The sequence below is a fragment of the Zoogloea sp. genome, from assembly GCF_041914405.1.
Classification (GTDB): domain Bacteria; phylum Pseudomonadota; class Gammaproteobacteria; order Burkholderiales; family Rhodocyclaceae; genus Zoogloea.
Genome location: NZ_JAYSDK010000002.1, coordinates 94536 through 108421, shown reverse-complemented (window position 1 = coordinate 108421; position 13886 = coordinate 94536). Strand labels below are relative to the sequence as shown.

At 61.2% G+C, this 13886-nt stretch carries 13 protein-coding genes and 1 riboswitch; of the genes, 10 read left to right on the top strand and 3 right to left on the bottom strand.

Going from position 1 to position 13886, the window contains the following annotated elements:
• Positions 1-33 precede the first annotated feature (33 nt).
• Positions 34-921 (bottom strand): helix-turn-helix domain-containing protein, encoded by an 888-nt coding sequence (locus tag ACE3RX_RS01690; RefSeq protein ID WP_374479637.1) that lies wholly within the window; start codon positions 919-921, stop codon positions 34-36.
• A gap of 273 nt (positions 922-1194) precedes the next feature.
• Between ACE3RX_RS01690 and ACE3RX_RS01685 the strand changes: the two genes are divergently transcribed.
• The 3 genes from ACE3RX_RS01685 (at position 1195) to ACE3RX_RS01675 (ending at position 2973) form a co-directional block, all read left to right on the top strand.
• Positions 1195-1881: a PEP-CTERM sorting domain-containing protein gene (locus tag ACE3RX_RS01685; RefSeq protein ID WP_374479635.1), complete on the top strand. Its 687-nt coding sequence runs from the start codon at positions 1195-1197 to the stop codon at positions 1879-1881.
• A gap of 283 nt (positions 1882-2164) precedes the next feature.
• The gene (locus ACE3RX_RS01680) at positions 2165-2482 is read left to right on the top strand and encodes a hypothetical protein (RefSeq protein WP_374479633.1); all 318 of its coding nucleotides are present in this window, start codon (positions 2165-2167) and stop codon (positions 2480-2482) included.
• Positions 2483-2583: 101 nt separating this feature from the next.
• Positions 2584-2973: a carboxymuconolactone decarboxylase family protein gene (locus ACE3RX_RS01675; protein ID WP_374479631.1), complete on the top strand. Its 390-nt coding sequence runs from the start codon at positions 2584-2586 to the stop codon at positions 2971-2973.
• Here the strand turns inward: ACE3RX_RS01675 and ACE3RX_RS01670 are convergent.
• Both ACE3RX_RS01670 and ACE3RX_RS01665 read right to left on the bottom strand, forming a co-directional pair.
• Positions 2934-3650, bottom strand: coding sequence for a flavodoxin family protein (locus ACE3RX_RS01670; RefSeq protein ID WP_374479629.1), 717 nt, complete (start codon positions 3648-3650; stop codon positions 2934-2936). The genes ACE3RX_RS01675 and ACE3RX_RS01670 overlap by 40 nt on opposite strands.
• Positions 3651-3706: 56 nt before the next feature.
• The gene (locus tag ACE3RX_RS01665; protein ID WP_374479626.1) at positions 3707-4201 is read right to left on the bottom strand and encodes a DUF2938 domain-containing protein; all 495 of its coding nucleotides are present in this window, start codon (positions 4199-4201) and stop codon (positions 3707-3709) included.
• A gap of 84 nt (positions 4202-4285) precedes the next feature.
• Between ACE3RX_RS01665 and ACE3RX_RS01660 the strand changes: the two genes are divergently transcribed.
• The 7 genes from ACE3RX_RS01660 (at position 4286) to ACE3RX_RS01630 (ending at position 13809) form a co-directional block, all read left to right on the top strand.
• The gene (locus ACE3RX_RS01660) at positions 4286-4717 is read left to right on the top strand and encodes a helix-turn-helix domain-containing protein (RefSeq protein ID WP_374479624.1); all 432 of its coding nucleotides are present in this window, start codon (positions 4286-4288) and stop codon (positions 4715-4717) included.
• 194 nt (positions 4718-4911) lie between these two features.
• Positions 4912-5352, top strand: a complete 441-nt coding sequence (locus tag ACE3RX_RS01655; protein ID WP_374479622.1) for a ProQ/FINO family protein — start codon at positions 4912-4914, stop codon at positions 5350-5352.
• Positions 5353-6264: 912 nt separating this feature from the next.
• Positions 6265-7113: a hypothetical protein gene (locus tag ACE3RX_RS01650; RefSeq protein WP_374479620.1), complete on the top strand. Its 849-nt coding sequence runs from the start codon at positions 6265-6267 to the stop codon at positions 7111-7113.
• A gap of 642 nt (positions 7114-7755) precedes the next feature.
• Entirely contained in the window at positions 7756-8694 is a 939-nt protein-coding gene (locus tag ACE3RX_RS01645; protein WP_374479618.1) for an IS5 family transposase, read from the top strand.
• Between the two features lie 297 nt (positions 8695-8991).
• Positions 8992-9633, top strand: coding sequence for an HAD hydrolase-like protein (locus ACE3RX_RS01640; RefSeq protein WP_374479616.1), 642 nt, complete (start codon positions 8992-8994; stop codon positions 9631-9633).
• 160 nt (positions 9634-9793) lie between these two features.
• Complete coding sequence (locus tag ACE3RX_RS01635; RefSeq protein WP_374479614.1) at positions 9794-12892, top strand: transglycosylase domain-containing protein; 3099 nt, start codon at positions 9794-9796, stop codon at positions 12890-12892.
• 4 nt (positions 12893-12896) lie between these two features.
• Positions 12897-12985, top strand: a riboswitch (glycine riboswitch).
• A 209-nt stretch (positions 12986-13194) separates the two neighbouring features.
• On the top strand, positions 13195-13809 hold the full coding sequence (locus ACE3RX_RS01630; protein ID WP_374479906.1) for a trimeric intracellular cation channel family protein: 615 nt from the start codon (positions 13195-13197) through the stop codon (positions 13807-13809).
• Positions 13810-13886 lie beyond the last annotated feature (77 nt).

Below are 13886 nucleotides of genomic sequence, written 5' to 3'. Positions count from 1 at the left end.
GGCGCATCGGCATTGCCGCTGCGCCCCTTTTTACTAGCCGCTACGGTCCTTGCGCATCCGCGCTGGCGTCGTCCCCAGCCGTGCCCGCATCACCCGCGTCAGATGCGCCTGATCGGAGAAACCGCAATCCGCAGCCACCTCCTTGATCGCCAGCTCCCCCGCCGTCAGCAGTTGCACCGCCCGCTCCAGACGCCGCCGCGTCACGTAGTCGTAGGGCGAAACCCCCGTCGTCGCGCGGAAATGCTTCGAGAAGGTCCACACCCCCAAGCCCAGCGTCGCCGCCATCTGCTCGATGGAGATGCTGTCCTGCAGGTGGGCATCCACAAACTCGGCTAGCCGCCGCATCCGCGCCGGCGACAAAGGCCCCATCGGCACCTCGTCACGAAACTGGATGGACGCGTACTGGCGGAACAGATGCACCGCCAGCTGGATAGACAGCGCCTCCACGTACAGGCCGCCGCCAAACCCCCGCTGCCCCGCCTCCGCGCTGATTGCATCGACCACGTTCATCACCACCGGATCCCGCGCCTGCAGCACATCGTGCAGCCGGATGTCCGCCACCGCCCGCTCGGTGATGTCCGCCGCCACCCGCTGCATCAGCGCATCCGACAGATACGTGTGAGACACCTCGATGCACTCGGTCCAATGCCAGTGGGACGGCTCCGAACGGGTCAGCAGGGAGAACTCGCCCGGCGCGCACTGTCGCCGCGTCCACCGCCCCTCGACCCGCCGATCCATGGGCGTCTGCCCCGTGCGATAGCGGACCACCATGAAATGATCTATCGGCGGAATGGCCACATCGAGCCCGGTGTACAGATAAGTCCGGTGCCCCACGTCCTTCCACCCCAGGCCATCGCTGGCCGACAACACCCGTCCCGGAACCCAGGTGGGCAAGTCTTGCGGAGAGATCAAGGAACCCATGGGCGAACTCGTTGGAAAGGATGTCGGAAAACCCAGCACAAACGCGCGGCACTCAATATCACTCTAGGATAAGTCCATGCATGGATCTGAAAAACTGTTTTTTCGATGGGGTTTAAAACGACGGCTCGCCCCGAAAGCGTGAAATAGTTGTTGTCGACGTTTTTTACAAATTATCTTCAACAAACAACAAAATCATTGATAAACCCTTGATTTTCCGTCGTGGCACAACCATTGCTTAGCGTCGCCGGCTCTAATACTTAATGGAAAACAATAATGTTCGGTCTGAAAAAGCTGGGTGCCTCCATCGCTGTTGTCTGCCTCTCCTTCGGCATGACGCAAGTGGCTCACGCCGCAGTGATCAACACCGTCCCCGTTTGGGATGGCAGCTCCAGCCTCTCATCCTGGGGTGGCAGCGGCAGCACCAGCACCTACGGCGAAACCTTCCTTGCCGCCGGCAGCACGCTGAATGACTTCACGTTCTATGTGAACACCAATGGCAACACCATCTCCGCCCTGGCCCAGGTTTACGCATGGAGCGGCGCCCTCGGTGGCCACGGCCCGGCCACCGGCCCGGCACTGTTCAGCAGCAATGTCTCCGTGTTCGGCAACGGCCTGCAGCCGATCACCGTCAACACCGGCAACCTGGCGCTGACCGCCGGCAACGAGTATGTCGCCCTGCTGACCGTCACCGACAACAGTCAAGCCGGCGGCGCCTCCTGGGGTCTCATCTGGGCGGACTCGAACGTTGCCAACGACGGCAAGGTTGTCTGGTTCAACAACAACGCCAACCTCTCCCTGCTGAACAGCCAGGCCTGGGACGGCCCGTGGATCAATGGCTCGCTGGCCTGGACCGCCAACTTCAGCAATGGCGCCTCCCACGTGCCCGAGCCCGGCAGCATGGCCCTCGTCGGCCTGGGCATCCTCGGTGCCGGGATCTTCCGCCGCAAGAAGACGGCCTGAGCCCGCTACACCGCTCAAGGCTTGACGAAACCCGCCCACGTGGCGGGTTTTTCATTTCTTGCGCGCGCGTGGGCCGGCAGCCTTCAAGAATTCTTGGTGCGCTATTTGCAACCCGATTGGGAACAGCGTTCTAACAAGCGGTTCTTGTCATGTTTCCATCAATTCAACCCACTTGCCTGGCAACCTCCGGTCCAGGCGACGCCGGGAACCGTCACGAAAAGTTCGAACGCATCACCAAGGCACGCTCCGCCTTGCTCGAAACGCTAAACAGGTGAATGCAGCCATGACCCAGATCATCGACTTTCCCGTCCCGAACAACCGGCGCAACCACGATTACGATGCCGATATAGAGGAAATACTGGCATCCATCCCGGTGAAGAGCCGGGAAAAGCTCAGGTTCGAGCTGATCAAGACGATTGACAGCTACGACGGCTATTTCACTCAATGGTCCCTGAGCTTTCCTGAAGCCTGTGATGAAACACTCAAGAAGCAGATCTACGATCTGGCGCACCAGGAACATGACCGAAAAATACGCATGCTGAAAGACATCATGCGGCTCAAGGCCAAGGTTCTGGTAGCGGCCTACCACCAATCCAGGTGAAAGGAGGCGTATCCAGAAGTACGCCTCTTCCGGATGTTTCCGTTGCCAGCCGGGAATTGCGGCAGATAAGCTCATGGTCATTTCCATCAGGAGTCTTCACCATGAGTCGCGACGCACAATTCGAACAGGGCTTGCAAAAGCGCAAACAAGTGATGGGCGAAGCCTTTGTCGACAAAGCCTTCGCCAACGTGGACGCCTTCACCGCGCCCCTCCAGGAATTCGTCACCCGCAACGCCTGGGGCACCACCTGGTGCCGCGACGGACTCGACCTGAAGACCCGCAGCCTGCTCACCCTGTCGATGCTGACCGCCCTCGGCCGGAGCACCGAGCTCAAAGGCCACGTTCGCGGCGCTGTCAATAATGGCGCCAGCGTGAAGGAAATCCAGGAAACACTGCTGCACGCCACCGTTTACTGCGGCTTCCCCCTCGCCATCGACGCCTTCCGCTCGGCTCAGGAAGTATTGAAGGAAATGGGGCTGATCGAGGACTGAAGCCGCTTGCGTAACACCTCAATTGCGTCATTGCAAACCGCCCTGTCACCCAAGCGGCGAGCCGGAACGAGGACATCCGGCCGAAGAATGACGCAGCCACTCAAGTTCTGCGTTTCGTTTGAAATGCGGTGCGCAGTCTCGGCAAAGTTGCGTCCAAACATCCGGGCTGTCTTGATGTCGCCAGCAACAAAGGCGTCTGCCGCAGCTGAATGCCCCGCCTGCGCCATCAACCCGGACCACGAGCCCAAGCGGTTCGCCGCTTCGTCGTAAGGCACGCCACGATGCTGCTCCGGGAGAATGGGATTGCCGAGCCACAACATTCCGCGCTGCATGCAGAACGTGAACAAAGAGATCAACGTTGACTGCTTGTCACCGGCAGGAAGCGAAGACACCGTAAAGCCGGCGGCCAGTTTTCCCTTGAGCCGCTGCGTGCGCCACAGACCGCCGGTCGAATCCATGAAATTCTTGAAGGTCCCTGAAACACCCCCCAAATAAGTGGGCGAGCCCAGCAGAAAACCATCGAACTCGAGAAGACTGTTGGGTTGCGATGTAACTTCCTCGGCCCTGACGAGACGAACGTCCGTATCGGGGGTACTCCGTGCCCCTTCTGCAACATGCCGGGCAATATGCTCGGTATGGCCATGGGCACTGTGGTAGATGACAGCGATATTTTTCATTTGACGATCTCCGGGAAGACTGGATTTCTGCATGAGGGATTAAGCGTTCATGGCTTTCATCGCGCGATCCATTCAACGAGGCAAGCCGACAGGAAGAGACCAAAGCCAAAAATGCTGTGGTTGATCAGGCTTCTGAGGCCGTTCTTGATCGGGGTGGGCGTCTTCGAAGCTGCGAACCCCAGCCCCATCGCGGGCTGCATGACCAGAAGAGGAAACGCCACCGTGCATACGCCAACCAGAACGGCGATACCGGGCGAAGGCGCTCTGGTCCATGTAACGCCCGAAATACTGGTCAGCAGAAACGCGAAGGCAATCCCCACGACGTAATGGGTGATCCAGCCCAACCAAGTTTCATGGGCGATCGGTGAAGCCTTGCCGATTGATGCATGCGCAATCCGGCCATGAAACACATGCCCGACCCAACGCCCTATGAAGGCAAAATTCAGAGTCTGGACACCGATCCACTTCAGGAATACCAGCCAGATATCCATGAACAAAGTGGCTCCGCACCCGATGAGGACGATCCTCGTAACTTCGGCAATTGATGCCATGACGCACTCCTTTGAACGTTGACGAACAAGACTCTGGAGCGCACTCTAAAAGTTGAAGTCAACTTCAAGTCAAGGGGTGTTTCGATGGATATTTCTGAAGTCAGCAAACAGACCGGGATACCCTCATCGGCATTGCGCTATTACGAACAAAAGGGGCTCATCACCTCGGTTCGCGAAAAAGGTGAGCGACGCCGCTACGCCCCCTCCGTACTCGACCAATTGGCCTTGATCGCCCTTGGCCAGGCCGCGGGGCTAAGCCTCGATGAAATTCGCTCCATGCTTTCGCCTTACGGACAGCCAGATATCGACAGGCAATTGCTGATAGCGAAGGCCGATGAAATCGATACGCTGATCAAACGCTTGAAAGCCATGAGCAACGGGCTCCGGCACGCTGCGGCGTGCCCGGCACCCAGCCATGCCGAGTGCCCGAGCTTTCAGAAGTTATTGAAGGCAGCCGCAACAGGTGCCCTGGAAAAGCGATGGGGCAAGACAAAACTGCATGCTCCCCATCGGTAGGTCCGTGCTGGTGCGTGAGTTCCGTCGCACAAAACGCACGCCCTTTCTTCAACCTAAGCGGCTACGGGCAGGCTGTTTTCCGAAGAAATGCTGAGTGAACGTGATTTCGCACGTCCTTCCTTGATCAAGCCAAGCGGCACGCGAGCCTCGGAGTGCTACCATCGCATCCCGCTGAAAGCCGAGCCCCCTGATCCATGGAAGACCACACACCGTCCCTCGCACCGAGGGCACCCGCCGAGCTCCGTACCGTAAAAGACATGCTTAAGGCACTGCGCGAAGCATTCCCCGTGTTTGCGGAGTACAAACCACTGGCCATCGGCATAGACAAGCAAGCAATCGCCAATCGCCCCGACTTCGACAAGAAGCTCCTGAAGTCCGCGATAGGATCACACACGCGGTCAATCTCTTATCTGAAGGCCCTGCAAAACGCCACCCATCGCTTCAATATCGACGGAACGTCTGCGGACCCGGTCACCCCGGCACAACAGGAACTCGCCGCGCAACAATTGCGTGAACACTTCAAGGCTGGCGCTGAGAAGCGCAGAGCCGAAAAAGCCGCAGCAGACGCCGTTGCAGCCGAGCAAGAGCGCATGCGCAAGCTAGCAACACTGGCGGAAAAGTTCGGGCGGAAATAACCCTGTCTTGTGGAGCCTCAGCACGAGGCTCTCGCGTTACCCAGGGCAGCAAGGCCGATTCAGTCAATCGCTGACGGCGCCACCTGACTTCGTCCGCCAGCGTTTCTTCCAGGGGCCTGAACCCCAGACCGGACTCCCTGCGAGTTTTGTCTGCAGATAATCACCTCCCGTAGTCCCGCCCCCCTCGTCGCCCAACTCAACGCCCGCCTCGCGCAACGCCAAGCCCTGCTCGCCATGACCCGCAGCAACGCCGGGGACGATTGAGGGCACGGATTTCCGGTTGTGGATGACCGGGGAGAAAGGGAGCGCGTGTAGGGTGTTGCCAGATAGCAGCGATGCCTGGCATCTGGCGGTATTGTGAAAGCCTGAAGAACTGACGGTTTTACGCAGACGCAGATCGCGAAGCGGTGATCTCGGGAAGGTCGGGCTGTGCGTCTGCTTGTCGGTGCGGCCGTTCAGCTCTCGGTCGCCGAACTACTGCTATCGACCCAACCCGGACCTTCGTCCATTCGATGTTTCAAGGGCAGGTAACTGAGTTGAGCAGCCGTCCGTGACAACTGCTCACCGACAAGTCCTCGGCCGGAGCGGTCATGGGATTATCGTCCTGGGAACTACCGCTGTCGGCCACAACCGGACAGTGACTATTCCTGTCCATTGCAGACATTGGCAGGCTGAGGAGGTATGCTTCAGTACTAGCGCGCCGCTTTTCACTCTCATTTAGTACGGTATGAATTTACTGCAAGTCACCCATACTCGCCTTTTTCATGAGGCTCTCGCCTCAAGTTAGGGAGCAAAGCTGCATCCTAAAACAAAGTTGGGCGTCACAATCACGGCCGATTGTCTGCCGTTCGCCGACATTCACGTGGAGTGTCATTAAGATTCTTGATGTTAATCTTTACGTGGGAGCGAGGCATGGAGCACGCCGTTGATGTGGTTTTCCGGAAGGTTTTCGTCACGGTGGGAATGAGTGCGCTGGTTCTAACCTGCATGCCTCGGGCTTTAGCGCTAGAAACAAAGCTCAGGGAGATACAGACATTCGCTGAATCGTTTTGTGGATCAGAACCGCGCACGTCAAAAGACACATCGGGTGAGAGAAGGAAACAGGAATTTTCCGTAACGGCCGATGCAAAGCTAGGTGAGCTAATGCGGAAACTGTCCGACATTGGCATAAGTGCTACGGCCAAGTACGGTGTTGAACAATATCGAGGTTTGTTACAAGAAGATATTGCAAAGGAGTTGGCGAGTCGCCGCGACTGCCGATTCAACGTCTTTGATCGCTTAATTTCATTCCTTAACTTAGCACAGAGCCAAGAAATCCGGTTTACCTCTAGCGGAAGAATATCCTCCTTTGGTCGTCGGCAAAACTCTTCGTGTGTGTCAGACGAATTCGAAAGCAATGGAATTCGTGTATGCCTTATGAATTTAAGAGATTCCGAAGGCTGGGGCCTTTCACGTGACTCAATCGCCCTTCTTCGTGTGACAGCGGCAGATGATCCTCCAATTGAAGTTACCCTCAAAAGCGGGGACGAGATAGAACTAAGAACCTATGCCTGCAACCGAATCACGATTAGCGAATTCTCGGCTTCAGCCAGCGGTGGCTTAGATTTTGGGAAGGCGTCTCCTGGTAAGGTCACGGAAAGGAAACCCATAAAGAACGTCAATGGGATTTACGAATGTCTCCCGAGTACGCGTTCCAGCTGTTTTGTAAATTTCAAAATATCCGGCCGGTGCAAGCCCATCATCGGGAAACCAGACTCATGATAGATTTGCCCAGCCGCCCGACCCGGTCAACCAGACCGGAGCCCGCTGCGCTGGGTGTCGTCCGGTGACCTAGCACGCTACGCATCTAACACCCCTCACTGGGACACTTTCAGCACTGGAGTGGATGCGAACGTTGAGGCGGCGTGCTCTCTTCTTAAGGCTCGCTCCCCCGAGGACTTCAAGGATATAGATAAGCCATCTCTTCCAGTAGCAAATACGTCTTCATCTAATAAGGCAGAAAAGTACCTTACATTCATCACATTCATTTCCCGGGTGAGAAGCCTTCAGGCCAGCTACGGCGGCCGAGCGGATTACCGGTATGGTGATAAAGCGTTGATGGTTATTGGAGTTTTCGGCTTCGTAATAAAGTGGATGCGGTGGACGCCCGCTAACCATTCGTAGCGGTCGGGAGTTGAACGGCAGGTAACTTGCGCATTGCTGACCGACGCAGGCCGCAGGTCGAACGACCGTTTAGGCCGACAAGCAGCCCTTCCATTCCGCAATGCTGGTTGGCCAAATCCCCATCTAAGCCAATCCAACACCGCCCTCAAAAATCACACAACACTAAGCATGAAGACTGGCTGTCGCCTTCAACTGGGCTTTGTTGCACAAACGCCTAGTCCCAACGGGTAGGCTCTGGGCATGAGTAAAGGACAGCGCCCGCGGGGCAAGTACAAGACGACAAACTGGGCGGACTACAACGCAGCACTCAAGGCCCGAGGTTCGCTGACGGTGTGGCTGGAGACCGACATGCAGTGGTACGCCCCGACCACCGGCAAGCGTGGCCGCCAACCGACTTTCTCCGATGCGGCCATCCAGTTCTGCCTGAGCATCAAATGCCTGTTTGGTCTGGCCTTGCGCCAAAGCCTGGGAATGGTCGAAAGCCTGTTGCGCCTGGCCGGCGTGGATTGGAAGGTGCCGGACTTCAGCACCGTCTGCCGCCGCCAGAAGAGGTTAAGCGTCAAACTGCCCTACCGGCCCAGCACGACGGCACTGGACCTGCGCGTCGACAGCACCGGCATCAAGTTCCTGAGTGAAGGCGAGTGGAAACGCAAGAAGCACGGTGCCGAGTACCGACGTCAGTGGCGCAAGGTGCATTTGGGTATCGATGCCCGCACGCTGGAAATCCGGGCCATTGAAATCACCGACAACGGCACAGGGGATGCGCCGATGCTGCCGGAACTGCTCAGCCAGATACCTGCAGACGAGACCCTCAGTAGTGTCAGCGGTGATGGCGCCTCCGACACCAAGGCCTGCCATGCGGCGATTGCCCAGCGCAACGCACAGGCCATCATCCCGCCACGCAAGAACGCCAAAGCCTGGAAAAGTACGCAGAGCGGTGCAGCATCACGCAATGAAGCCCTGCGGGCCTGCCAACGATTAGGGCGTCGAATCTGGAAGAGGTGGAGCGGCTACCACCGACGCAGTTTGGTGGAAACGAAAATGAACTGCTTCAAACGACAGGGCGAACGGGTCATGGCCAGAACGTTTGAGCGTCAGGTGACGGAACTGCATGTCCGCGTAGCACTGCTCAACCGGTTCAGCCAACTCGGGCGCCCGGTAACGGTGGCCGTGGCGTAAATCCGTCTGGGGCTGGGGTCATCACGCCTGCAAGCGCATTTGTGCAACAAGGCCGGTCAACATGGCACCTTGGGCGGGCTGATATCCAATGCGGCGGCGAACGCATTGATGCATGCGCCGTCAACATTCAATGTTGCTGCGGCGTTTTTCTATGTGCGGGCGGCAACATCTCATGGGGGCGCTGCGCTCTTTACCGTGCACGCGGCTTCGCGTAGTCTGCGTTCGCCATTCCTTCGGCATACTTCGTCAACATCGACTGAGCGCCCTTCACCTTCGTCTGTTCCGGCTTTCTCCATCATGTCGCAGCACCTCGCGGTTTTTGATTTCGACGGCACGCTTGCCGATTCCTTCGATGCATTTCTTGTATGCCTCAACGAGGCGGCCAAGCGGCACGGCTTTCGCGGCATTGCGCCAGATGCAACGGAGGAGCCGCGCAAGATGTCGGGGCGGCAGCTGATGGATCATCTGGGGATTCCGTTCTGGAAGGTGCCGGCGATTGCGGTGGACATGCGCCAGCGGGTGCTGGAACACATCGACATGGTGCGGCCCTTTCCCGGCACGGCCGAGGCACTGCGGGCGATTGCGGACCGGGGCACGGCGCTGGCGCTGGTCACATCCAATTCCCGCGAGGCGGTGCATACGGTACTGGGCGCAGAGACGCTGGCACTGTTCGCCCAGGTGCATTGCGGCGCGTCCCTGTTCGGCAAGCGTTTCAAGCTGCAGGAGCTGCTGTGGTCGAACCGCCTGAAGCCGCAGCAGGTGGTGTACGTGGGGGACGAGATCCGCGACGCGGAGGCCGCCGCGGCGGTGGGGGTCGGCTTTCTGGGGGTAGCCTGGGGCTTCACGCGGGCGGCGGAGTTCCAGCAGTATTGCCGGCACCCGCTGCTGGAGCGCATGGAAGACCTGCCGGCGGCAATTGCCGAGGTGCTGCCGGGCTGAGACCCGCTTGCGGGGTCGCTGTCCGCCAGAATGATCCCGCGCCACCGCAGTTCCGCAACACAAGCACGGGAAGATCGACGATGTTCAAATTCAATCGATCTGGCCGCGCGCGGAGCGATCCCCCTATACTGGCGCCGTGAGGTCAGACAACGGATCCCAAGTGCAAGAAGACCAGCCCAAAAGCTTGCTGCACCGCCTGCGCTGGCCCCTTGGCGGGCTGCTGGTGGTCGTTGTTGTCGGTGGCGGCGTGCTCGTCGCCGACGAGGTCAAAACGTCCCGCTGGCAGGCGCATTATCTGGCGCGTTACGCGGCCGACCTGAACTATGCGCTGGTCGATGGCCGCAGCGATGCGATCCGCACGCCGGCCCACGGGCCCTTCGACGAGCGCATGGGCTATGCCGAACTGCCGCAGATCGGCGCGCGCCTCGCCGCGCACGGCTTCAAGCTGACGCGGCAGGCGCATTTCTCCGATGCGCTGCTCGATTACGCCAGCCGCGGCTACTTTCCGCCCTATCGCGAAAAGACCTCGGCCGGCCTCACCGTGACCGATTGCCGCAACGAGACGCTGTACCGCTTCCGCTATCCGTACCGGGCTTATGCCGACTTCGCGGCCGTGCCGCCGCGCATCGCCCAGGCCCTGACCTTCATCGAAAACCGCGATCTTCTCGACGAAGCACGCCCCTTGATGAACCCGGCGGTGGATTGGGTGCGCTTCGCCCGCGCGGTGGTCGGGCGGGTTGGCCGGCTGGTGAATGAGGATTTCGATGCGCCGGGCGGCAGTACCCTGGCCACCCAGATTGAGAAGTTCCGCCACTCGCCGGACGGCGTGACGCCCAACAGCAGCGAGAAGCTGCGCCAGATGGTGTCGGCCAGCGTGCGCGCCTACCGCGATGGCGAGGAAACCCTGCCCCGGCGCCGCGATCTGTTGATCGACTACCTGAACACCGTGCCCTTGTCCGCCGCGCCGGGCTTCGGCGAGGTTAACGGCCTCGGCGATGGCTTGTGGGTGTGGTTCGCCGCGGATTTCAACGAGGTCAACGCCCTGCTCGCCGCCCCCGAGGAAAGCGGCCCGCGCCTCGCAGCGCAGGGCCGTGCGCTGCGCCAGGTGGTGGCATTGATGATTGCCCACCGCCGGCCGTCCTACTACCTCGCCCCCAAGGGCCGCGAAAACCTCGGCCAGCTGTCGGCGAGCTATATAAGACTGTTTGCCGAGAACGGCATGATCGGCCCCACGCTGCGCGATGCAGCGCTGGCCGAACCGCTGAAGTTCCGCGACATGGTGGCCAACCCCGCGCTGCTGCCGGCCGATGCCGGCAAGGGGGCGACGGCGATCCGCAACCGCCTGGCCGGCCTCCTCGATGTCTCGCTGTACGAGCTCGACCGCTACGACGCCGATGTGTCCACCACGCTGGACGGCGCGCTGCAGCAGCGCGTCAGTACCTTCCTCGGGCGTCTCGTCGAGCCGGAGTTCGCCCGCCAGCAGGGTTTGATCGGCGAGCGCATGCTCGAAGCCGGCAAGCTGGATGCGGTGCGCTACAGCTTCAACCTGGTGGAGAGCACGCCGGGCAGCAACCGCGTGCGCGTGCAGACCGACACCACCGATCAGCCCCTCGACATCAACGAAGGCAGCAAGCTGGAGCTCGGCTCCACCGCCAAGCTGCGCGTGCTGACCACCTATCTCGAGATCGTTGCGGAGCTGCACCAGAAGCACGTGGACAAAACGCCGGCCGAGCTGCGCAAGCTGCAGATCGACCCGCGCGACAACATCTCCCGCTGGGCCATCGACTACCTGGCCCACGCCAGCGACCGCAGCCTGCCAGCCATGCTGCAGGCCGCCCTGGCGCGCAGCTACTCGGCCAGCCCGGGCGAGAGCTTCTTCACCGGCGGCGGCGTGCACACCTTCAACAACTTCCGCAAGGAAGACGACGGCCGCGTGCCCACCGTGCGCGAGGCCCTGCAGGGCTCGATCAACCTGCCCTTCGTGCGGCTCATGCGCGACGTGGTGCGCCATGCGATGTACCAGATCTCGGGCAGTACCGCTCAGCTGCTGCAGCAGGCCGACGACCCACGCCGTGCGGACTACCTGGCCCGCTTCGCCGACAAGGAGGGGCAGGTCTTCCTGCGCCGCTTCTGGCTGAAGTACCGCGGCAAGAAGCCCGCCGAGATCCAGGACGACTTCCTCGACGGCCTGCGCCCCGGCGCCGATCGCCTCGCCGCGGTCTTCCGCTACCTGTCGCCGCAAGCCTCGCAGGAAGCCCTCGGGGCTTTCATGAAGCAGCGCCTGGAAGGCGACAAGCTGAGCGACGAACACCTCGCCCGGCTGTACACCCGCAACGCGCCGGAAGCCTACGACCTGACCGACCGCGCCTACGTCGCCCGGGTGCACCCGCTCGAGCTGTGGCTGGTCGGCTATCTGTCGGCCAAGCCGGAAGCCAGCTGGGACGAGTTGGTCAAGGCCAGCAAGGCCGAGCGCCAGGCGGTCTATCGCTGGCTGTTCCGTACCCGCTTCAAGGGCGCCCAGGATTCACGCATCTTCACCATGCTGGAAGTCGAGGCCTTCCTCGACATTCACCGCCGCTGGGCCCGCCTCGGCTACCCCTTCGGCCATCTCGTACCCTCGCTGGCCACCGCCCTCGGCAGTTCGGGCGATCGCCCGGCGGCTCTGGCCGAGTTGATGGGCATCATCGAGAACGACGGCATCCGCCTGCCCACGCGGCGCATCGATAAACTGGACTTTGCGACCGGCACCCCTTACGAAAGCCACTTCACCAGCAACGGCGAACAGGGCGAGCGGGTGATGGCGCCGGAAGTGGCCGCCGCCCTGCGCAGCGCCCTCTCCGAGGTGGTCGAGGGCGGCACGGCGCGGCGCCTGGCCGGCGCCTTCAAGCTCGCCGATGGCAGCACGCTGGGGGTTGGCGGCAAGACCGGCACCGGCGACAACCGCATCGTGCTCGGGCGCGGCGCGACGCGCGGCGTGGCGCTGAACCGGACGGCCACCTTCGTCTTCTATCTTGGCCCCCGCCATTTCGGCACGTTGACCGCCTACGTCATCGGCCCCGACGCCGCCCGCTACCACTTCACCTCGGCGCTGCCGGTGCAGATCCTGAAATCGATGGGGCCGCTGCTGCTGCCGGCGCTGGAGCCGGGCGCGGAGAAGCGTTGCCCCGCGCCACCGGCAGGTGCCGGCAACATGGTGGTTGCGGCATCGAGTGCCGGGCCGGCCAGCGCGATTGACAGCGCGCCGCCGGCAAAACCATAATCGCCCGCATCCTGCTGGAGAGAGAGGCCCACGGCCTCCGCCGAAGGCGCAAGCTCCCATAATCGCTCAGGCACACCGTACCGCAGGATTTATTTGCCGACTGGAGAGAAGCCGGAGCATGCCTCGCATGCTGACCGGCTCACCGAAGGGGCAGGCGCCGCACGGCGCCGAAACTCTCAGGTAAAAGGACAGGGGGAGAGGCGTTGCAGGCCCGTCATGGAACGGGTCCGCCCTTTTCCGGAGTCTCCCCGATGCCTGAACTCGCCCTGCCCTCCCTCCCCGCATTCCTCGCCGGACTCGACCTGATGACGAGCATCTATCTCGTCGCCATTGCCGCCGAAGCCATGTCCGGCGCCCTCGCTGCCGGACGCCGCAATATGGACATCTTCGGCGTCGCCGTCATCGCCTTCGTCACCGCGCTGGGCGGCGGCACCCTGCGCGACCTGGTGCTCGGCCGCTTCCCGGTGGGCTGGACCCAGCATCCGGAATACGTTTATCTGGTCATCTCGGCCGGCTTGCTGACCACCCTGCTGGCGCCGATGATGCACCGCCTCAAGCATCTCTTCCTGGTCCTCGACGCCCTCGGGCTGGTGGCCTTCTCGCTGATCGGCTGCAATGTTGCCCTGACCCTGCACTACCCGCCGGTCGTGGTGGTCATGGCCGGCATGATCACCGGCATCTTCGGGGGCATCCTGCGCGACGTGCTGTGCAACCAGGTGCCCGTGGTCTTCCGGCGCGAGCTCTACGCCAGCGTCTCGCTCGCCGTGTGCCTGCTCTTCCTCGCCCTGCGTACCGCGGGCGTGCCGCCCGACCTCAATACCACCCTGTGCTTTGCCGGCGGCCTCGCCTTGCGCCTGCTGGCCATTCATCGCGGCTGGCAGCTGCCGACCTTCTCGTACCGGCAACGCTGGGAGTGAATCGCGCGGCCGCCAACTTTACCTACATCAAGGCCGGCTGCGACATTCCGCCGCAGACTGGCGGCCATGCTTGATTC

Excerpts from the sequence above, each read along its gene's own strand:
- ACE3RX_RS01690 (WP_374479637.1), bottom strand. The coding sequence starts at position 921 with ATGGGTTCCTTGATCTCTCCGCAAGACTTGCCCACCTGGGTTCCGGGA.
- ACE3RX_RS01685 (WP_374479635.1), top strand. The coding sequence starts at position 1,195 with ATGTTCGGTCTGAAAAAGCTGGGTGCCTCCATCGCTGTTGTCTGCCTC.
- ACE3RX_RS01680 (WP_374479633.1), top strand. The coding sequence starts at position 2,165 with ATGACCCAGATCATCGACTTTCCCGTCCCGAACAACCGGCGCAACCAC.
- ACE3RX_RS01675 (WP_374479631.1), top strand. The coding sequence starts at position 2,584 with ATGAGTCGCGACGCACAATTCGAACAGGGCTTGCAAAAGCGCAAACAA.
- ACE3RX_RS01670 (WP_374479629.1), bottom strand. The coding sequence starts at position 3,650 with ATGAAAAATATCGCTGTCATCTACCACAGTGCCCATGGCCATACCGAG.
- ACE3RX_RS01665 (WP_374479626.1), bottom strand. The coding sequence starts at position 4,201 with ATGGCATCAATTGCCGAAGTTACGAGGATCGTCCTCATCGGGTGCGGA.
- ACE3RX_RS01660 (WP_374479624.1), top strand. The coding sequence starts at position 4,286 with ATGGATATTTCTGAAGTCAGCAAACAGACCGGGATACCCTCATCGGCA.
- ACE3RX_RS01655 (WP_374479622.1), top strand. The coding sequence starts at position 4,912 with ATGGAAGACCACACACCGTCCCTCGCACCGAGGGCACCCGCCGAGCTC.
- ACE3RX_RS01650 (WP_374479620.1), top strand. The coding sequence starts at position 6,265 with ATGGAGCACGCCGTTGATGTGGTTTTCCGGAAGGTTTTCGTCACGGTG.
- ACE3RX_RS01645 (WP_374479618.1), top strand. The coding sequence starts at position 7,756 with ATGAGTAAAGGACAGCGCCCGCGGGGCAAGTACAAGACGACAAACTGG.
- ACE3RX_RS01640 (WP_374479616.1), top strand. The coding sequence starts at position 8,992 with ATGTCGCAGCACCTCGCGGTTTTTGATTTCGACGGCACGCTTGCCGAT.